Genomic DNA, 20699 nt, shown 5'->3' with positions numbered 1-20699 from the left:
GGGGGTCAAGGGGTCGCAGGTTCACATCCTGTCAGCCCGACGGCCATTGAAACGCCCGTCGTCCTGGAAGTTTTCCCAGGTCGGCGGGCGTTTGAATTGGAGCCGGGTGCTCCCGCGGCGCCTGTTGATCCCGTTGAGGCGTCATAGTCGATCTTCCCAATCGGGTGAACTTCCCCAACCGACCTGAACTCCGGCTGCGGTCAGCCGAGAAGCCGCACGGCTTCGACGGCGTCCACCCGGCCGTGGCCCCATGCTTGGTCGAACACGGCAACGCCGTCGACTTGGCGGGCCGAGGCGACGAGGATCGATCGGATCTGCTCGCTGGTGAGGCCCGGCCTGCGCTGCAGAAGCAACGCGATGATGCCCGCGACGTGCGGCGCGCTCATGCTGGTGCCGGTCTTCGGGACCCGCATCGGGTGCACCGCGCCCGCCTCGGTTGGACGTCCGCCCATCGAGCAGGCTGACATGATCCGCACACCGGGGGCGGCGACATCCGGCTTCGCCCGGCCGTCGCGGGTGCGCCCGCGGCTGCTCGCGTCCTGGATCATCGTCGTGCGGTGGTCGTAGTTGGCCACCGCGATGCCCGTGCGCGACGTGGCGGGGGTGCCCAGGGTCTGCTCGCCGTCGAAGTCGGGCGTGGGGAAGAACGACTGCATGTGCTGCACCCCCCGCTCGCGTGCGTCGCGTTCGATGTAGGCGTCGAAGCGGCCCTCGCGGATCTCCGCGGCGGTGATCTCGACCTGCCACTTCCCCGATGTCACCGCGGGCGCCGTGCCCCGTTCCACCCGGATGAACACGCGGGCGTCGCCGTTGAGCGCGGAGAACTGCTCGGAGTCGACGAGCGCGGTCGTGCCGTCGGCGAACGTGTGGAAGTCCCGGTCTCCCGGCGCGAAGGCAACGGTCGACGCGCCGGTCGGGCTGATCAGCCGGACGTGGAAGCTGTCATTGGAGGAGTACCAGAGCTCCAGCTCGTTGAGCGACGGGTCGGGTGCGGCGGGCACGGCGCCGCCGGGCAGTTCCAGACCGCCGCCGACCTGCCAGCTCAGTGTGCGGGTCGCGCCCGCCGCGAGCGTGCCCGAGGCGTGGTTGTCCCAGACATGGCCGTTTCCTGCCGCGTGCACGAAGGCCCGACCGGACTGGGCTTCCACCAGGCTGTCGATGACCCGCTCGACCAGGCTCGCGCCGTCGTGGCTGCCGCCGTTGCGCGAGAGGCTCATGTTGATCACGCACGGCAGGTCCAGCTCGTCGGCCTTGGCGTAGATGTAGGACACCGCCGCGGCCACGGTCCACGAGTCGGTGAACGACCCGGCGCGGGCGGGCTGGGGCTGCACGAAGACGATCGTCGCCTCCGGTGCGGCGCCGACGAACTTCCCCGCAGGGAACTGCGCGTCCGCGCTGCGGCCGTTGCCCGCGGCGATGCCCGCCACGTGGGTGCCGTGGCTGCTCGGCTCGGGCTGGTGGTGGGCGACGTTGAACGGGTCGTCGTGCTTGAGGGCGAGGTCGAGCGCGGCGGCGTCGTACTCCACGCCGAGGCCCCATGGGCTCGCGGCGTGCTCCCCCGCGGCTGGCTCCTCGGTCTGGTCCCAGAGGAAGGCGACCCGGCTGCGGCCGTCGGCGTCGCGGAAGTCGTCGAGGGTGTAGTCCATGCCGCTGTCGATCACCCCGACCACCACACCCTTGCCGGTCAGTGCCGGACGCGGCGCCGCGGGCTGGTGCAGCAGGTCGACACCGGTCTCGCCCAGCGCGGTGTCCAGTTGCGGCGCGTAGGGCTGCGAGGCCTCGACGTAGTCCACCGTGGGGTGGGCGGCGAGTCTTCGCAACTCGGCGACCGGGACCTCGACGGCGTGGATGCCCGCGGCCAGCGGAATCCACGTGCTGCCGGGCACGTGGGGTGGCGCGCCGGACACCTTCACCAGCACGCGCACGGTGAGGACCTTCTCGTGCTCGACCGACTGGACCCGCACGCGCCCGGCGTCGAGGTCGTCGTCGAGCAAGCCGGGTTCGGTGAGCTTGTCGACCAGGTCGCCGAGTCGTGGATCCAGTGCGGGATCGCGGGTTGCCATGTCGTTTCCTTCGTCCGGTTATTCCGTCTGCGGCCACTTTGGAGGTCCGGGACGCGGACCTGACGGATCCGGACGAATCTGGACGGCAAAGGACCACCTGGAAACCGGCTTTACAGCGAGTCCTGTGGTCGTCACGCTGAGACGGTGCGGGGTCGCCCACGGAACACCGGGGGATGCCGATTTCGGTGGGCGCCAAGGGAGGCAGGCGTGGGCGCGCTGTCTAGACCGAACGTGTCGGGCACGGACCTTGCGGCGCTGTTCGACGCGCTCCACAATCTGCACCACCGGGCGGGGTGGCCCAGCCTGCGGGACATGGCGAAAGAACTGGGCTGTAGCCGGACGACCGTGCTCGCCGCGTTCTCCGAGCCCAGGCTGCCGAAATGGGGCCTGCTCGAGCTCATCGTGGAAACGCTGGGCGGCGACGTGGAGCGGTTCCACGAGTTGTGGCTCGCGGCAGGCACGCCGGACCGATCAGGCACCTCATCGACCACCCCGCCGCTGACCGCCCAGCCGACCACTGTGGGGCCGCGGGAGCTGCCTGGCGACGTGCGCGGGTTCGTCGGCCGTGCGGCGGAGTTGGCGACGCTGGACCACCTGACCGAGCAGGCACGGACCGGACAGGCCATGGTCGCCGCGCTGATCTCCGGCACGGCGGGGGTCGGGAAGACGGCACTGGCCGTGCACTGGGCCCGCCGGGCTGCCTGCCAGTTCCCCGACGGCCAGCTCTACCTCAACTTGCGCGGCTACGACCCGGACGAACCGATGTCCACCGCTGTGGCGCTGGAGCGGCTGCTCCGCACGCTCGGCCTCTCCGGTGCCGACATCCCGTCGGACGTGGCCGAGCGGGCCGCCAGGTTCCGGACCCTGACGGACCGCAAACGGATCCTCGTCGTGCTCGACAACGCGCACAGACCCGACCAGGTTCACGACCTGCTGCCCGGGTCCGAAGGCTGTGTCGTCCTGGTCACCAGCCGCGACACCCTGCCCGCTCTGGTCGCCCGATACGGCGCGGTCCGGATCTCCCTCGGCAGGCTCCCCCCAGCGGAGGCGTTCTCGTTGCTGCGCGGGCTCATCGGACCGCGCGCTGCCGCCGAGCCCGCGAGCGCCGCGGTGCTGGCGCGGCGGTGTGCGCGGCTACCGCTGGCGTTGCGGCTGGTCGCGGAACTGGCCGTGAGTCGTCCAGCCTTGCCCCTCGCCGAGTTGGTCGCCGAGATGGAGGACGAGTCACGTCGTCTCGATCTCCTCAGTGCGGGCGACGATGAGCACACGGCCGCGCGCGCGGTGTTCGCGCACTCGTTGCGGCACCTCACCGGCGACGCCGCGAACGCGTTCGCGCTGCTCGGCCTGCACCGGGGGGCTGACATCGACCTGGCCGCGGCCACCGCGCTGTTCGGCGTCGACCCGGCGGCCGCCAGGACGATCCAGAGCAGGTTGGCACGAGCTCACCTGATCGAGGAGGTGGGCGCGGACCGGGTGGCGATGCACGACCTGCTCCGCGCGTTCGCGGCTGAACGGGCCGAGGGGCTGGCCGAGCCGGTGCGGGCGGGGGCGCTGACCCGCTTGCTCGACCACTACCTGGACTCCGCGACCGATGCCCGCGACCGAGGGTTTCCGTCCCCGGGTGGCGAGGCGATCACGTCCCGGTTCGCCGACGCCCCGGCGGCCGTGCGGTGGTTCGACGCGGAACGAGCGAACCTGCTGACCGCCGCGCGGCTGGCGGCGACGACGTCACCCGGCCACACGGTAGGGCTGTCCCGGGCGCTCGCGGCGTACCTGGACGCGCACTCGCATTACCACGACGCGCACTCCCTGCACGACCTGGCGCGATCGGTGGCGCGGGCATCCGGTGACCGCGCCGGGGAAGCCACGACAACCGGTCTGTTCGCCACCGCGTGCGGTCGTCTCGGCGACAACCGTGAGGCGTTGCGCCACCACCAGATGGCGCTTGAGATGCACCGCGAGACCGGCGACCGGCGCGGCGAGGGCGCCGCGCTGCACGGTCTCGCGCTGGCGTGTTGGCGCCTGGGCCGCTATCGCGAGGCGTTCCGCCACGTCGGTGCCGCGCTGGAGGTCTACCGCGAAACTGGTGACCGCGCCGGGGAAGGCCGGGCGCTCTACGCCCTCGGCCTGGCCCACCTGCAGCTGGGCCGGTACCCCGACGCACTTCGGACACACGAGCAGGCGCTCGCCGTCCACTGCGAGATCGGGGACCGCAGAGGCGAGGGACGTACCCGCAACAACCTCGGCATGGTGTACGAACGGCTTGCCCGCGACGACGACGCCCGCACGCAATTCGCCGCCGCCCTGGCCATCGCCGCGGAAGTCGGCAACCGCGTCGGCGAAGCAGTGGCGCTGGGGAACCTCGCCGACCTCAAACGGAAGCACGGGCACCACGCGGACGCGGAACGCGACTACCGGCACGTCCTCGTTCTGTTCCAGGAGCTCGACTACCGAGTCGGCCAAGCCGAGACGATGCGCGGTCTCGGTGTTGTGGCGCACCGGACCGGCCGTCTCGACGAGGCCGTCCACCTCCTGGACGAGGCGGTCTCACTCGCCCACGACCTCGGCGACGCCACGGCCGAGACCTACGCGCTGCTCGACCTCGGCCTGGCCCTGCACGACCTGGGCCGATCCGCCGACGCTGTCCAACGGCACGTCGCGGCCCTGGCCCTCACCGAGGACACCGCCGATCCGTACGCCCGGGCCGAGGTGCTCACCGGATCCGCGCTGGTACTCCGCGACATCGGCGACACTGCCGCGGCCCGTCGTGCCCTGGAACAGGCGTACACCGCGTACTCCCGGCTGGGGCTGACCAAGTGCGGCGAGGTTCGTTCCCTGCTCGCCGAGCTCGACGACGCCATGGCGTAGCCCTTGGTCCCGACCATCGGCAGGCGATTTCGTCCAGTTTCGTCCGGATGTGTCAACCGGCCGGACGGCGACCTCAGGCTGATCCCGTACTGATAACGCCGATCGGAACGGAGCCAGACATGCCCGAGAACGTCGCCGGAACCGGCACCACCGGGGCGAAGGACAAGGTGACCGACGCGCCGGGAGGCGCGAAGGACAAGTTCGGGGCCAAGGACAGCCTCGACGCGAGCCGGAGCGCGGAGCCGATCTTCACGGAGAGCAGGAGGCTCATCGCCATCGCCGAGGCCTTCACCGCGCGTGCCGACTTCCACACGGTGGTCGCCGAGCTGGCCGACATGGACGGCGATCACCTCAAGCAGCTGGCCGACGATGGCTTCACGACGTACCTGCTCGCGCACGACGTCGACGTGCCGAAGGACGTCACCGTCAACCTCCGCGTCCCCGGCGAGGCGGAGGAGTCGCTGCTCGACACCACGATCAGCGTGTGCGTCCACACCGTCGACTCGGCAGGCCACCACCACGACTACGGAATCCATCTGACGATCTTCGGCTGGACTCCGGGTTGCTGAGAGACGAGGTGCGGACATGAAGACCTTGTTCAGCCTGATGACGACCGTCGTCCTCGCGATCGCCTGCTACGTCGGCTACCTCTCACTCACCGCGGAACCACCCCCACAACGCAAACCGGCTGAGCGGAGCACATCGGCGCCACCCGCGGCTCAGTACGCGATTTCCACCGATGCCAGCTGCTCGTATGGCACCGGCAAACCCCGCACCTGCAAGGTCACGCTCACCAGCGAAAGCAGTTCGACCGGCGACTTCGACTGGACGGTGCGAGGTGAACCCGACGTCGCGTCGGCCGACCCGCAGTCCGGCTCGCTCGCCCCGGATTCATCCTCCGTGCTCACGGTGAGGATGCCGTGTACCCCCCACGGCGGTGACCCTCGTGTTCGAAGACACCACGCACTCCTTCTCCCACCGGCACATGATCGCCCCGGTACCCAAGTGTTGATCGCAGCAGGATGCGCTGAAACGCCCGACCTCCTGCACGCGACGGACCTCCTGCGACCGTACGAACACCACGCAAAGGGGAGTCCATGAACCGCGACACCGCGTACCGGTTCCTCGTTCCCGATGCTCCCCGACACAAGCGAACCGACCGTGACCCACTCCCAGCCCTCGACGCCGGCCGCATCCGGTCGCTGAACCTGTTCCGCGCCTTGGTGAGGTCCACCCCGGGGCTGGCGGACCCCAGCCTGGTCTCGTCTTTCTCCGGCGCGATCAAGAGCATCTTGTTCGCGTTCCCCAGCTTCGGTGTCCGCTCGCGTGCCCTGTCCAGCGGATACCGTTCGGTGATCAGGGCGCTGCGTCCTGGGACCACTTTCATCGTTGTCCACCACGAAAGTGATCGACAGACGATCGAGAGTTGGTTCGACTCAGCCTCGCACCTGCCCGCGCACGTCACCTACGTTCCCATGCCCGACTACATCGACTTCACCGACTGGGCCGAGGACGGCTACGTGGCCCTGACGGACGGGGGAGAGCGGCAAACCTACCTACTCGAGCCCTGGACCTTTCCCAGGAGCGGCGACTCTCTGATCGCGGACAACGTGGAGGAGTACAGCTCCGTCCGGGCGAGTCAAGCCCCCCTGATCTTCCAGGGCGGCAACTGCCTCGTCGGCGACGACTTCTGGATGCTGGGCGCCGACTACTTCCTGGACACCCTCGAGCGCATCGAAAGCGGCGAGATCCCCGTCACCGTGCCCCCAGGGCAGTCTCAGCCCGATTTCGTCCGCGAACTGTTTGGCCGACACGTCGACAAGGGCCGCACACTGCGGCTCGTCGGTACGCGGCGTCCACTCGGCATCAAGGAGTTCTACGCGACGGTGGAATCCGGGGATTTCCACCTCGACCTCCCCGCCGGGGGCACGGGTGTCCTCCAGCCGATCTTTCATATCGACATGTTCATCACCCTCGTCGGCCGGGCGGAGAACGACCGCTTCCGGATCCTCGTCGGCAGCCCGGCCCTGGCCGACCGGATCCTGGGAACCACGTCGCCGTTCGCTATCCAGAACGCCTACGACGAGGTCGCCGCCGCGCTCACCGCCGACGGCTTCGACGTCGTGCGCAACCCGCTCGTGCACTGGCCCACGATCGTCAACCAGCTGCCGTTCGAACGCTTGCGGGAGTTCGCGAATACCCCGGATGGGGCGCACTTGGCTGAGGCCGTCGCCGCGTTCGCGGCGGCGGGGGCGCAGCCGGACTCGACGATCCGCGTCCGGGAGTGGCACCACATCACCTGGAACAACTGCCTGGTGGAGAACAGCACCAGCGTGGGCAGGAATGTCTACCTCCCCACGTTCGGCCACGGTGACCACTCCGATCTCGCCAAGCTGGACAACGAGATGGAGCGACTGTGGACCGGCATGGGCTTCACTGTGCGCCTTCTCGCCGACTTCAACGCCTTCGCCACCCGCCAGGGCGTGGTGCACTGCATCAAGAAGTACCTGCACCGCGAACCCTGAGGCGCGACGCCCAAGCCGCCTTGAGCGCATAACCTCCACAATGGACTCATTGGCGACCAGTGAGCATCCTCAACCCAGGATTCCTATTGCTGTACGGCAGACTTCGAATGCCCCCCGGTGGGCCGGGTCTGGTCCCGGGGACAGGCCCGGACCGGCGTTTTCGGTATCAGGCTCGACCTCGAATGTCTCGTCGGCGTCGTCCGACTCGAAGGTCGTCACGGCGTCGCCGTCCACCGACGGTCGCCTTCAGTGAAGTAGGTCCGGCCGGACTTTGGCTATCTCCTGGGCCAGCTGCCGGACCGTGGCGATGTTCGGCACTCTCAGTTCCACGTCCGGATTGGCGTCCGGCAGGGGCTTCACCAGCGCGCTGTGGCGAGTCGCGAAACGGCCGTCCGCGGGGGTGAACACCAGGGCCGACCGTACGGGCTTTGAGGTCGGGTCACCCTTGACCGGCGGGCGCGGTTCCCGTGCGCGCACGGCACGCAACTCCTCCCACGCGATCAGGTCGGATTTGCGACCGGCTCGCCACCACAGTCCACGTTGATCGACGACGAAGCGATGCGTGCGGGGGACGGAGCCGATCATGACCAGCAGGCCGCTCAGCGCGAGTGCGCCGAAGAGGAACGACGCGGCGGCCGGAGAAATATTCTTCGCTCTCGACGAAGCTGACGGTTGCCCGACGTCCGGGAAGACGGCGATCAACCCGAAGACGACGACCATGGCCAGCCCGCCGATGAACGCCCACCGGCCGGGTCGGTGTTCGATGACGGGTGTCTCAGGATCGGGGGACCATGTCTGTCCGGGCACGAACGGCAGCGTAGTCGAAGACGGCTCCAGCAATGAGGGTTTCGCGACCTTCGCTCCGGAGCGCGCTAGCCACCACCGGGGCGCGCAATGAGCCGATAGCCGGGTGGGGACCGCCGGCCGGTCGTGCCCGCCATCGGGGTCACAGTAGACGGTCATAAGGACGTTTTGAGTCTGTGGATGGGCGTGGAGGGCGAGGGCGCGAGCTCTGAAAGGGCAAGTGGATCGGCGGAATATCCCGGGAAGACGGCACCGAAACCAAGGCTGTCCAATGGGTCGAACCCTCTGCGCCTGGCTCGACGATCCACGTGGCCGCGGCCCATGGGAGGTCCACCTCTTTCGACACGCTCACCGGCGACCGCCTTTGGCGCCGCTTCCCGCGGCCCCGGGGCACACCATGTCCATGACCGGCGCAGTCAGGGCCCCCGGGAACCGGGCCAGACAGGATCGCGCTACGGGATCACGGAAATCCACATCGGAATGCCGAGCCGCTGGAAGATCATCGTCGCCGAGGCGAGTTCGGCCTTGGCGAAGGAGAACAGCGAATCCTTGCTCAGCGGTCGGTCGCCGCGGTGGATGGCGTAGACGACCGCGCTCGGGCGGTCGCCGAGGGCCTTGGCCCGACTGGGATCCAACTCGGTGACCCGGTCGACGAACATGTCCCACGTGGATTTCTCGACCAGGTTCTCCACGGCGACGATGCCCTGGGCGAACAGGTGGCTCAGCGGGCCGGACCCGGTCCGAGAGCTCACTCGTTTGACGTGGATCAGTTCCTGATTCGGCCCCAGCAGGTCGCAGGCCTCGAAACCTTGCCTCCCAGTCGGACGGAGCAGGTTCCGGTCCAGGCACAGGAAGCCCTCCAACGTGCCGACGTGCAGGTTGTACGCCTGCTCGTCACGTGTGGCCGCGGTGTCAGCTGTTTCCCGCCAGTCGGGTAGCCGCCACGGCGGGTCGGGCCGGAAGGCGGCGTCGATGACGCGGTCGACGTAGCCGCGGTACCGGTCGGTGAGGTCGTACCAGTGGCCGTCGAGCAGGACCAGGCGCTTGCCATCGGCCAGGTCGACCTGGGCGGTGAGCCAGTGCAGGGCGTTGACGTCGTCGCCGAGGGGGTGGTCTTCCTCGGAGTAGCCGGTGATGTGTCCGGACTTGAGTACGTGGGTGTAGGCGTCGGTGTCCTTGCCCACCAACCCGTCGCGGATGTCGGCGAGAGTCAGCTCGCGGGTGTCGATCGCGTTCTGGCCGACCTTGCCGCGGTAGGTAACGATGTCCGGCCCGGCGTGGTACGCGGAGGGGTAGGCGATGCTCACCGAGTCCGCGTGGTCGCGCAGGTCGCGCCCCACCTGTGCCCACGCCTCGGGGAGGAAATCGGCGTCGGACGGGACGCGGCTGATCCAGGTCAGCGGCTCCAGGTCTGGCGACGGTGCCGAGCCCAGGACCCGGCTGATCTCGCGGAGGTCGTCGATGAGGTTCGCCCGGTCCGACGGTATGGGTAGCCGAACGCGTGTGGTGCAGTCGATTGTGATGCGACGCTCCGTTTTGCGGACCTGGCTGATCCTCAGTGACTCCGGCGACCTGATCCTTCCTGCGATCTGGCCCACCAGTTCGGCGTGTTCGCGGATGCCGAACGACCAGAGCGAGGTGCCGCCGGGAACCGTGTTCCGGTCGACGCGGGCTTTGCTGCTGAAGTAGGTCCGGCTGATGGTTCGGACGGCGGCCGAGTCGAGCACCCGCAGGGCCAGGTTCAACCCGAAGTCGTGGTCGATCGCGCTGGAGCGCAGCATGCGCCAGCCGCCGCCGAACGTGAGCGCGAAGGCGTTTGAGCCGACGCGCACGAACAGGATCGCCGAGGACTGGCCGCCCCAGAAGTCGAGTGATGTGCCGGTCAGACCCGCGATCAGTGGTACCCACGCGACCCTGGTCGGCGCCGGGCTGCCCGCCACGAGCATGGCTTCGTCGCCGAGCGCGTCGACTGGTTCGGCCACGTAGGTGTCGGCGGCGCTGTCCTTCGGGCGAGCCCAGCAGTTCGCGAACGCGACGTCTGTGCGCAGCCGGTAGAGGTTGGCCGTTCGAGTCGATTCGGGGGCGGGCGCGTGGCTCTCCATGGCGGTCACCTGCTGTTTCGGGGGTCGAGGGCGTGGCGGGCGGTGGCCTCGACGACAGTGGCCGGGTTGACCCAGACCGCTTGGTCGTCCGCGTGCCGCCACAGATCGTCGGCACGGGACGAGCGACCCTGACGTGACTCGACGTTGCCCAGACCGAGGAAGGCGCGAGTCATCTCGTAGCGGCTGTCCGCCCGCGAGGCGAGTTCGACGGCTTCGCTGTAGTGGCGGGCGGCGTCGTCCAGGCGGTCGGCGTGGAAGTCGACCCAGGCTAGGCAGTTCTTCCCCATGGCGGCGTCCAGCGGTTGCTGGGCGCGAGCCGCCGCCTCGCGGGCGTAGTCGGCGGCAGCCTCGTGCCTGCCCGCCGCCGTCGAGGCGAACGCCAGCCCGCGCAGGGCGATCACGGTGTTGCGGATGAGATCGTTCGACCGGTAGTAGGCCAGCGCGATGTCGAGGTCGGTGATCGCCTCGTCGGCACGGCCCTGGTACAGCCGCACCCAGGCGAGGCTGGACTGTGCGTCGATCTCCCCGCGCCGGTCATCGATCGCCGCATAGGCGATCTGGGCGCGCTGGTGCGCGTCGGCGGCCTCGGCCAACTCGCCTATCTCCACATGTGCCATCCCGAGGCTGTTGAGGATCATCGCCTGGGCGGTCTGGTCGCCGGTGGCCTCGGCGGTGGACAGGGCGGTGCGGTGGGTGCTGACCCAGGGCTCGAAGAGGCGGTCGGCGAAGAAGAACCCCCGCAAGGCGAGAGCGAGGTGCCAGCACCGGGATTCCCCGGCGGCCAGCTCTACCACGCCCGCGACCATGGGCCACCATGCCCGCAACCACGTCCGCGCCGTATCCGCGTCCTGGAACGGGAGTCGCGCGGGAAGAGGCGGTGTGGTCGAGAGATGGCGGTGCGGCTCGATCAGGCGGTCGGCGGCCACCACGGTGCCCAACGCGAGGTCGATCAACCGCGACGTCGCGGTCTGGCGGTCCTGTTCGCTCACCTCGGATGCGGCGTGGCGCACCGCGAACGCCCGCACCAGGTCGTGCACGCCGATGTCGCCGTGCTCGTCGCGGGTGATCAGGTTCGCGTCGTGCAGCCGGTCGAGCACTTCGTCGACCGGTTCGCCGCCCAGGTCGAGCCAGGCCTCGGCGGACCATTGCGCGATCGGACCATACGGGTGGATGGTGAGCAGGGCCAACAGCTTGCGCTCACGGGGCGCCAGAGTGCTGTAGGACAGCTCCAACGCGCCCGTGACGCTGCGTTCACCGTCGTTCAGCGCGGTCAGGACAGTGGCGCCGTGGTCGAGGAGCGCGACGAATCGGGCCATGGTCCACGATCCGGTGGCGAACCTGGACGCCGCGATCCGGATCGCCAGCGGGAGGCCGCCGCACCTGCGCACCAGCCGCACCACCGCGTCGTCGTCAACCGAGGGACGCTCACCGCAGATCGCGCGGAACAGCGCGATCGCGTCGGGGTCGTCGAGCATCCCGAGCGGCACGCGGATCGCTTCATCGAGGGCGGCGAGGTGGTGGCGGCTGGTCACGATCACCCGGCTGGACGAGCCCTCGGGCAGCAGCGGACTGACCTGGTCGGTGGACCTCGCGTTGTCCAGCACGACCAGAACCTGGCGTGTGGAGAGGATCTGTCGCACCATCCGGGTCCGGTCGTCCGGGTCGGCCGGGATCACCTTGACGTCGGTTGCGAGCTGGCGGAGCAGCCGGTACGCCGTGTCGGCGGCCGTCAGCGGGGCCTCGGTCGAGTAGCCCCGCAGGTCGACGAACAGGGTGCCGTCGGGAAAGCTCGGCTGAACGCGCCGCGCGGCCATGATCGCGAGTGTGGTCTTGCCCGAGCCCCCGAGTCCGGTGATGACGAGCACGCGGCTGTCCCGCGGGGCGACGATGACGCCGGCGAGCAGGTCGAGTTTTGGCCCATGGCCGACGAAGTGGCGGGTGACGGTCGGAAGGGTCGAGCGATGGGCGGGCTGAGCACGGTGTGCGGTGAACTGGGCTATCAACTCCCCGTTGGCGTGCAGCGCGCGGTCGTAGGTGTTGATCACTTGGGATGACGGGGTGTGCTTGTTGTTCTCGATCTTGCTCAGGTGACCTTTGGTGTAGCCGGTCATCCTGGCGAACTCGGAAAGCGAGTGACCGCGCCGGATTCGCCATTGGCGCAGTTCCGGGCCGAATTGACGCATCAGGGGAATCTCCTGTGGTGGGGTGAGGTGGGGTGATGGTCCGGTCCACGGCCCGAGGCCGTGGACCGGACACGGTGACTAGACGATCAAGCACATCAGGGCGCTCAGCACGGTGATGAACAGGTGCGTGTGCATGGGTTTCCCTTCGACGGAGCGTTCGCGGGCGCCGACGTACAACGGGGCGAATCCGCTGGTGATTGGGGTCGGCCGATCGGTCGACCCCAATCATGATCGCGGCAGGCGAACGACGTGAAGGGGTTTCCTGCGGCACAACGGGTTTCGTCCGCGACCGGGCTTCGACCTGCGGTGTTTCGGCGTTTCCGAAACGATGCGGCAACCATTTGGCGCACCCGCGACGGCGTGGCGCGCCGGTACACTGCGTGACCAGGTCATCGCACCGAGGGTGGGCGGATGGACACAGTTGGCGACAGACGGGGTGACAATGCCAAGGCCCTGTTCGACGAATTGAAGTCTCTGCGCAAGGGATTCGGGCTCAACGGTTCCCGACCCATCGGTGAGTTCGGTCCGTTGGTACGCAGGGCGAGCGGGGTGACCGCGGCCGACACCGAGTGGACGACCAGAGCGAAGATCCGCGCCACGTTCGACCGGCTCTCCGACTGCTTGGCCGAGCTCCACCGGACCGTCGCCCGCGCGGCCCTCGGCTTCGACGCACCGCCTACGGTCCGCTACACCGAGCGGCTGATGGCCGTGGCGACACGGGCACCCGACCTGGACCGGAGTGAGCGGACCCTGAAACGCCGATGCGACGACGCGTTGCGGCTGCTCGCCGAGCTGGCGCTCGCCGAGCAGCGGGCCGAAGTGGCCGCCCGGAACCAGGGGCCTTGGCACACCAGCATCCTGCGGACGAGGGTGCTGCTGGACGAACCGGAGATCGAGGCCATTGAGACCCGCCGGATCGCCAGCCATGTGGCCGGCCTGAGCGTGATCCGGCTTTCCCTCACGGTCGCTCCGCCCGAGAAGGGCGACCGCGGCGCCGTGGGGCGGCTGCGACTGCGCATGCTCTCCGGCGCCGAGGTGATCGCCAGCAGGCGCGCCGCCGCCGCCCGCGTGGAGTTCGACCTTCGGCTCAGCCGCGTGCTGGACGCCGAGGAGGAGCACGACATCGAGTTCATGGTCGGGGTGCCGGAGATGTCGCCGTATTACCTCTGCACACCGGCTTACCCCTGCGAGCTCTTCGACCTGCGGATCCGGTTCGGCCGCCGACGAGGGCCGAGCCGGGTCCAGGTTGTGGACGGCGCCTTCGCCCACGAGGCAGGCGATCCGACCGTGCCGCGGGCGACCGTGGGGCTGGACCGGGCCGGCGAGGTACGGCACGTATTCCGCGATCTCGCGCCGTACCGGTCCTACGGACTGCTCTGGGCCTAGCGCAGGGTCGGGGTGCCCCACGCCAACTCCGGCAGCCGCGACGATCGCTCGGCCAGGTCGCCGGCGACGGTGATCCAGGGCCTTGACATCTCCAGCCGCAGCCGCAGCGCGCCCGCGACGTCGACCTTGATGAGGTCCGGTTTGCCGTGGGACACCTGGCGCTGCAACTGCACCACCCCGTCGACGTGGACCCGGAAGAGCCCGACCTGCGACCGCTCGGAGGCGTCGTCGAGCACCCCGATCGCCGAGCGCATCGTCTGGAACCGGCCGCCGAGGTCCACGTCGAGGAACCCGATGGCCTCGGTGGACATCGAACTCGGCCGCATCACGATGCTGTCGGCGTACCGCACCCCTTCGAAGACCGCGTCGCCCAGCCGGACGTCCGGAGTGCTGAGCAGCCAATGCATTCGCGCCACGGTCAACGCTCCGGTCACCGGTGTCGCCGCTATCGCCTGGGCGTTGCCGCGCCAGATGCCGCGCTCGGGCATCTTGTGGCGGCCCTCTCCGGTGATCGCCGCGATGAGGTCGGCAACGCCGTCCTCGGTGAACTCCCGGATCTCGTACCTGGTGGTGGAATATGCGTTGAGAAAGGTGGGGATCTCCTCGACCGAGCGGCCAGGGAGCACCACAGGGAGGATCCGCTCGGTCTGCTCCTTGAGATTCCTGGTGAGGTTGTCGCGCAGAATGGCGGCCTCGAACTGAGCCCCCCGGCCCTCGTGCGGTGCCGCCATCCCGTCCGCCCGCTGTTTGAACTTCGGTGAGGCGATCACCAGGATGAAGTCGGCCTCGGAGAGTTGTTCGACCGCCCAGAGGGACCAGTCGCGGCGGACGTTGTCGTACCAGAGGTCCACGTGCACGTCGAGGCCCATGCGCATGCGGAGAAATGTCGCCAGTCGGTGTACTTGCTGCTGATGCTCGGGCGTGTCGTGGGAATAGCTGACGAACACGCGTGGCGCCGCATCCTCGGGTTCCCGAGCGGAGTGGTTCCCGTTGGTCACGTCGCAGATCGTGCCTGCCCCGCGGTCGTGGCGGAGCGACCAGACACGGAGTTGTCCGGAAACTGTCGTGAATGTGTCGTGTTTTTCCGCTGGGCCACGCTCAGCGACGCCGCCTACGATCGCGGTGATCGGAAACGGCGACGGGAGGCCGGGCCCGGTCCGATTGCGTGCGTGTCGGCGGATCAGCTGGGGTCCCGCCGATCCGAGTCCACGACCCATTCACCGCCATCGATGCGCGTGCGCGAACCCTCGCGTGCGCGGAAGGAGCTGGAGTGACGAACCGGCTGGGGCACAAGCAAACCGCGGTCATGTTCATCCTCATGGCGCGGGCCAGGGAGGTCTCCAACACCGAGCTGCGCGACACCGTCGGGTTCACCCTCGACGGCGCGGACCGGCGCGACCTCAACGGCAGGCACCTCGTGGACAGCACCAAGCAGAAGCCGACAAACCACTTCGTGCACCGGTTGACCGACAAGGGATTGGCCTGGTGCCAGGCGGAGATGGAGCACGACGAGCCCGCGCCGCCGCGGCCACGCAGCAGCCTGGCGATCGCCCTGTACGCCATGCTCGGCGCGCTGGAGCAGTACCGGCGACGTGAGGGGCTGCGGATCGAGGAGATCTTCACCGCGGACGTCGAGCTGACTGAGGCCGAGATCGTTGAGCGGATCCACAGCGCCTACCGCAAGCTCGCCAGGGCGCCGCGTGCGTGGGTGTCGCTGACCGAACTGCGCTCGATGCTCGTCCACGCGCGCAGGCCGGACGTCGACGCCGTGCTGAAGGAACTCGACCGGTCCGGCAAGGCTCACTTGGTCCCGGAGTCCAACCGGAAGGTGCTCACCGAGGCCGACCATGCCGCCGCGATCCGAATCGGTGGCGAGGACAACCACCTGATCTCCATCGAGGCGTCATGATCGACCAACGTGCGGCGCTGGCCTCGCTGCGGATCAACTGGGCCAACACCCCCGACGAGGTCTGGCACGACTCCCCGTGCCACGTCGACGCGCTGCACGCCGACGCGGTGGCGGCCGTCGACGCCGCAGTCGGCGACGCGCGCGCCAGCTTCGGCCCCAGCCCGATCGGCCTGGTCCTGCAGGGACAGAAGGGGGTGGGCAAGACACACCTGCTGGGCCTGGTCCGGCGTCGGACCCACGAGCAGGGCGGCTATTTCTTCCTCGACGACCTCACCGCGGGCGACGCGTTCTGGGAGAACACCGCCGAATCGCTGCGCCGCGGTCTGGCCCGCGACTCCGACGACGGCACGACCCAGTTGAGCAGGTTCCTCAGCCGCGCCTGCGAGCGCGGCCAGGTCGACCCGGATGTGGCCGCCCGCATTGTCGGCGGGTGGCCGGTGACGCGGACGGATCTCGACGCGTTCGTCGCGGGCCTGCGCGCGCTCGACCGGCAGGTCGCGGCCGAGTGCTCCGACACCGCGCGGGCCATGGTTCTGTACGCGCGGCACAGCTCCGAGGTGGCCTACGTCGGCGAGTGCCACCTCACTGGAGTTGACGGGGTCACCGCGGACGAGCGGACTCCCTGGGGCATCCGGGCCACCCCCAAGTCCGCCCTGACCCGGGTCCAGGACATCACCCGGCTGCTCGCGCTGACCGGGCCGGTGGTGATCGGCGTGGATCAGCTCGACAGCCTGATCGCCAAGTCCCGACGGCACAGCGGCGACTCCGCTCCAGCCGAGGACCTACTGGTGGCGCGAATCGCCGACGGGCTGATGCGGTTGCGGGAGATCACCCGGCGCACGGTGACCGTGCTGGCGTGTCTGCCCGGAACCTGGTCGAGTATCAGCGCCGCGGCCGCCGACACGGTGGGCGACCGGTTCCGCGAGTCGCTGATCCTGAGCCGTGTGGCCGACGGCGTGGTCGGGCGGGAGCTGGTCGAGCGGCGCCTGTCGGTCGCCTACCAGGCGATGGGCTTCGACCCGCCGCACCCGACCTGGCCGGTCGCGCCCGAGGCCTTCGCGGGGGGATGGGAACGGCAGACACCGCGTGAACTGTGGAAACGGCTCAGCGCACACATCGACGCGAGCCTGCGCGAAGGTGAGATCGGTGAACTGACGACGTTCACCGGCGACGACGGGCGCGCGGTGGACCGGGGGCACTCGGCGGTGGACATGGCCGTAGAGCCGGACCGGTTCGTCGAACTGGACGAGGAGTTCGAGAAGCTGCGGTCGGCCGCGGACGTCGACCTGCTCCTCGACCCCGCCGCCGAGGACCGCGAAGTCCGCGATGTCCTGTCCGCCGCCCTGCTCTCGTGGATCACCGAGCTGGGCGGGCACCGCATGGAGTGGGAACGCGGGTCCGATGGGCGCGACCTGCACGCCCGGCTGATCCACACGGTGGACGAGACGTCCGACCTGACCGAGCAGTGGGCGTTCCGGATGATCTCGGCGCCACACCACAACGCCGTGCTCAGCCGCCTGCGCAAGGCCAGGTCCGCGGCGGGACTCGAGATGGGCGGCGACAACCACCTCGTCGTCATCCGCAACGGCGACTGGTCCCCGGGGCCGATGACCGCCGCGGAGATCTCGGCGTTCGAAGCGGCCGGTGGCCTGCGCCGCGGGGTCTCGGACGGTGACCTGCGCACGTTCTGGGCGCTGTCGCAGATCTGGACGGAGAGCGCGGAGTTCCTCGCGTGGCTGGTCGATCGCAAGCCCGCGAGCCGGTCGGAGCTGCTGTCGACGGTGTTGCCCACCGTGGTCGAGGGAGGTGAGGGCGCCCGCAACGCCGCGTCGTCGGACTCGGTGCCGCTCGGGACGGCGGCCGGTGGCCGGGCGGTGACGGTGCATCTCGCCGCGCTGCGGCAGCACGCCGCGGTGTTCGCCGGATCAGGGTCGGGCAAGACCGTGCTCCTGCGCCGCGTCGTGGAGGAGTGCGCCCTGCACGGGGTGTCGGCGATCGTGCTGGACCCGAACAACGACCTCGCCCGGCTCGGCGACGCCTGGCCGGAGCCTCCCGACGCGTGGGCTCCTGGCGACGCCGACCTGGCGCGGCGCTACCTGGATGAGACGGACGTCGTGATCTGGACACCCGGCCGGACCGCGGGCAGGCCGCTGACGCTGCGGCCGCTGCCGGACTTCGCCGAGGTCCTCGGCGATGCCGACGAGTTCGAGGTCGCCGTCGAGATAGCTGCGGCGACGTTGGCGGCGCAGCTGCGGATCGCGCGAACCACGGACCGGGCGAACATCCGCCGAGCCGTGCTGCGGGAGGCGATCACCTACTACGCGACGAGCGGAGCGAGTGGTCTGCCCGGCCTGGTCACGCTCCTGTCGGATCTGCCGGAGGATGCCAGCACCCTCAACGACGGCCGCCGCATCGGCGCTGACCTCGCCGAGGCGCTGAAGGCCGCGATGGTGAACGATCCGCTGTTGGCGGGCGGCGGCGACCCGGTCGACCCAGGGGTGCTTCTCACACCGCCCCAGGGCAAGCGCGCCAGGGTGTCGGTAATCAGTTTCGTCGGCCTGCCCGCGGACGACCAGCGCCGCAACTTCGTCAACCAGCTGCAGATGGAGCTGTTCGCCTGGATCAAACGCAATCCGGCGGGCGACCGCCCCCTCGGCGCCCTGTACGTGATGGACGAGGCGCAGTCCCTTGCCGCCTCGGGCTCGATGACCGCCAGCACCCGCAGCACGATCGTGCTGGCCTCCCAGGCCCGCAAGTACGGTCTGGGCCTGCTGTTCGCCACCCAGGCGCCGAAGGGTCTGCACAATCAGGTCGTGGGCAACGCCATGACCCAGTTCTACGGTCGCCTGAACAGCAATGTCCAGATCGACGCGGTGAACGACCTCGCCAGGGCGAAGGGGACGCCGGTCGCGGACATCTCCCGGCTGGAACGCGCGCAGTTCTACGTCTCGGGCGAGGCATCCGGCTTTCACAAGATCACCACACCGCTGTGTCTGACGCATCACCCGGCCGCACCGCTCCGCCCGGAGGAGGTGATCGAACGCGCGCGCAGGGGTGGCAGCGGGTGAGGGGGCCCGTCGGCAGGTGATCAGCTATCCGGCGAGTGGGTGAACGACGTGGGCGGGCAGCGAGTCTGTGCGTCCACTTTCGACTGGCGGACCTGGGTGTCGCTGGCGTCCTCTGTGTCGCACAGGGTGGCTCGGTCGCGCGCCGGCCAAGCGGGTATCGCTGAGGTTCGCGTCGCTGAGGTCGGCTGTTGTCAGCGTGATTCCGTGCGGACCGCAGCCGGTGAGGTTGGCCGCGGAGTCGCGCGTGATCCGGTTGAGGGCGCGGACCCCGCCCGCCCGGACGGTCGCGTTCGGCGACTCGACGTGGGTGTACCTGTTGGTTCCGGTCGAGGCGGAACCTCCGCCCGGTGTGGTAGCGCCCACCTACCGCGAAGGCTCACGCCGAGGGATACCGGTCCGTGGTCGGCGCTGACGCCGACCACGGCCCTGATTGTCCGTTCCCCAACGGGAACAGTGATCTTCAGCGCGGGCAGAGCGGATACGGTCGAGGTCGAATGACTGGCCGACGTTCGCCCCCTTCTCGATCTTGACCTCGGCTGCGTCCGCCCGCCATCCGTCCTGTTCGTAGACGCCCTCCTTGCCGGTCTCCACCGTCGACCTGGTCGGCTGGTGATTCCCAGATATCCGCCGCCGCTCGACCCGCCGATCCAGTACAGGCGGTCGCGGGGCAGGCCGGGCCGACGCTCTGCTGATGGCGGTTTCGACCGACTGGCGCACATTTGCGCGAGGTGTGGCGCAGGCCACATGGATCTCTCCCCGTCGAGGGTTTGAGTCGTCTAGACTCAAACTATGTTCACCAGGGAGGAAGCGCTCGAACGGGTCGAGGGGGCCCGTTCGCCCGCGGACTTGTTCGGGCCGTTCGACGCGGCTCGAAAGAAGGAGGTGCAGGGGCTGATGCGGGCCTTGGTGCTGGTGTTGCACCCGGATCGGGTGGGTGCGGACGACGCGAGGGCCTACGCGGCGTCGGTGAAGGTGACGCAGTTCCATCGCAGGTGGCTGCACTCGGACCAGGTGGTGATGCGTACCGCGCGCTCCACCTATCCGATCACCGGGCGGCACGCGGTGGGCAGTGTCGCCAACGTGTATCGGACCGACGGGCCGCACGTGGTCAAGGTCGTCCGCGCCCCGGCGCTCAACCCGCTGCTGCGTGCCGAGTGGGACGCGTTGCGCCGGCTCGGCAGGCTCACCGACGAGCACCCGTGGCTGCGGCCCTACTACCCGCGACTGATCGACGAGTCCGGCGACGTGGGTCGTGGCGAGCGCGCCTTCACCGTGCTGGAAGCGTTGCTGGACGGGTTCGTGACGCTGGCGGACGTGCGCCGCGCGTTCCCCAGTGGGCTGGACGGACGCGACTACGCGTGGATGCACCGCAGGCTGCTGCGGGCGGTCGCGGGCGCGCACCGGATCGGCTTGGTGCACGGCGCGATTGTCGCGGAGAACGTGTTGGTGCACCCCGAGCGGCACGGGATCGTGCTCGCGGGCTGGACGTTCGGCGTCACGGCGGGGGAGCGGCTGCTGGCGACGGACAAGACCATCTCCTACCCGCCGGAGGTTCGCGACGGGCGCCCGGTCACCGCCGCCACGGACGTCCACATGGCACACACGCTGATGCTGGACCTGTTGGCGGCCAGCGAACACCGGCAGCGGACGTTCGCGCGGTGGTGCACGCAGGACGACCCCGGTCGACGGCCCGACTCCGTCGACCTGCTCGCCGAGTACGACGAAATGCTCGAAGAACTCTATGGCGAACGGACCTTCCGCCCGTTCGCGCTACCCAGGACAGGAGCCTGA

The 20699-nt window shown here is 69.3% G+C and carries 13 protein-coding genes; 7 read left to right on the top strand and 6 right to left on the bottom strand.

Features of this window, described 5'->3' with window-relative positions; translation table 11 throughout:
* Positions 1-200: 200 nt before the first annotated feature.
* Positions 201-2063 carry a S8 family peptidase gene (locus tag C8E96_RS30110; protein ID WP_091377307.1) on the bottom strand — a complete coding sequence of 621 codons (1863 nt, stop codon included), beginning with the start codon at positions 2061-2063 and terminating at the stop codon, positions 201-203.
* Between the two features lie 207 nt (positions 2064-2270).
* Between C8E96_RS30110 and C8E96_RS30105 the strand changes: the two genes are divergently transcribed.
* Both C8E96_RS30105 and C8E96_RS30100 read left to right on the top strand, forming a co-directional pair.
* Entirely contained in the window at positions 2271-4931 is a 2661-nt protein-coding gene (locus tag C8E96_RS30105) for an ATP-binding protein (protein WP_133794894.1), read from the top strand.
* A 119-nt stretch (positions 4932-5050) separates the two neighbouring features.
* Entirely contained in the window at positions 5051-5500 is a 450-nt protein-coding gene (locus C8E96_RS30100) for a hypothetical protein (RefSeq protein ID WP_091377312.1), read from the top strand.
* 150 nt (positions 5501-5650) lie between these two features.
* Here C8E96_RS30100 and C8E96_RS30095 read toward each other — a convergent pair whose 3' ends face one another.
* Positions 5651-5839, bottom strand: coding sequence for a hypothetical protein (locus tag C8E96_RS30095; RefSeq protein ID WP_091377315.1), 189 nt, complete (start codon positions 5837-5839; stop codon positions 5651-5653).
* 189 nt (positions 5840-6028) lie between these two features.
* Between C8E96_RS30095 and C8E96_RS30090 the strand changes: the two genes are divergently transcribed.
* Positions 6029-7456: a hypothetical protein gene (locus C8E96_RS30090; protein WP_091377318.1), complete on the top strand. Its 1428-nt coding sequence runs from the start codon at positions 6029-6031 to the stop codon at positions 7454-7456.
* A 246-nt stretch (positions 7457-7702) separates the two neighbouring features.
* Here C8E96_RS30090 and C8E96_RS30085 read toward each other — a convergent pair whose 3' ends face one another.
* The 3 genes from C8E96_RS30085 to C8E96_RS30075 form a co-directional block, all read right to left on the bottom strand.
* Positions 7703-8176, bottom strand: coding sequence for a hypothetical protein (locus C8E96_RS30085; RefSeq protein WP_228769991.1), 474 nt, complete (start codon positions 8174-8176; stop codon positions 7703-7705).
* Between the two features lie 536 nt (positions 8177-8712).
* Positions 8713-10362: a DUF6119 family protein gene (locus C8E96_RS30080; RefSeq protein ID WP_091377321.1), complete on the bottom strand. Its 1650-nt coding sequence runs from the start codon at positions 10360-10362 to the stop codon at positions 8713-8715.
* Between the two features lie 5 nt (positions 10363-10367).
* Positions 10368-12545, bottom strand: a complete 2178-nt coding sequence (locus tag C8E96_RS30075; RefSeq protein ID WP_091377325.1) for a helix-turn-helix domain-containing protein — start codon at positions 12543-12545, stop codon at positions 10368-10370.
* Positions 12546-12956: 411 nt separating this feature from the next.
* Between C8E96_RS30075 and C8E96_RS30070 the strand changes: the two genes are divergently transcribed.
* Positions 12957-13931, top strand: coding sequence for a hypothetical protein (locus C8E96_RS30070; RefSeq protein WP_091377328.1), 975 nt, complete (start codon positions 12957-12959; stop codon positions 13929-13931).
* On the opposite strand, the gene C8E96_RS30065 is transcribed toward C8E96_RS30070, so the two are convergent.
* The gene (locus C8E96_RS30065) at positions 13928-14929 is read right to left on the bottom strand and encodes an SEFIR domain-containing protein (protein ID WP_166658167.1); all 1002 of its coding nucleotides are present in this window, start codon (positions 14927-14929) and stop codon (positions 13928-13930) included. The two genes, C8E96_RS30070 and C8E96_RS30065, sit on opposite strands and share 4 nt — an antisense overlap.
* 272 nt (positions 14930-15201) lie before the next feature.
* Here C8E96_RS30065 and C8E96_RS30060 point away from each other — a divergent pair, with 272 nt between their 5' ends.
* The 3 genes from C8E96_RS30060 (at position 15202) to C8E96_RS30050 (ending at position 20699) form a co-directional block, all read left to right on the top strand.
* Positions 15202-15840 carry a hypothetical protein gene (locus tag C8E96_RS30060; RefSeq protein WP_228769992.1) on the top strand — a complete coding sequence of 213 codons (639 nt, stop codon included), beginning with the start codon at positions 15202-15204 and terminating at the stop codon, positions 15838-15840.
* Complete coding sequence (locus tag C8E96_RS30055; RefSeq protein WP_091377332.1) at positions 15837-18908, top strand: ATP-binding protein; 3072 nt, start codon at positions 15837-15839, stop codon at positions 18906-18908. Before C8E96_RS30060 ends, C8E96_RS30055 begins: the two co-directional genes overlap by 4 nt.
* 789 nt (positions 18909-19697) lie before the next feature.
* Positions 19698-20699, top strand: a complete 1002-nt coding sequence (locus tag C8E96_RS30050) for a protein kinase family protein (RefSeq protein ID WP_091377334.1) — start codon at positions 19698-19700, stop codon at positions 20697-20699.

The sequence above is a fragment of the Actinokineospora alba genome, from assembly GCF_004362515.1.
GTDB classification, from domain to species: Bacteria; Actinomycetota; Actinomycetes; order Mycobacteriales; family Pseudonocardiaceae; genus Actinokineospora; species Actinokineospora alba.
This window is presented reverse-complemented; position numbering and strand designations above follow the sequence as displayed.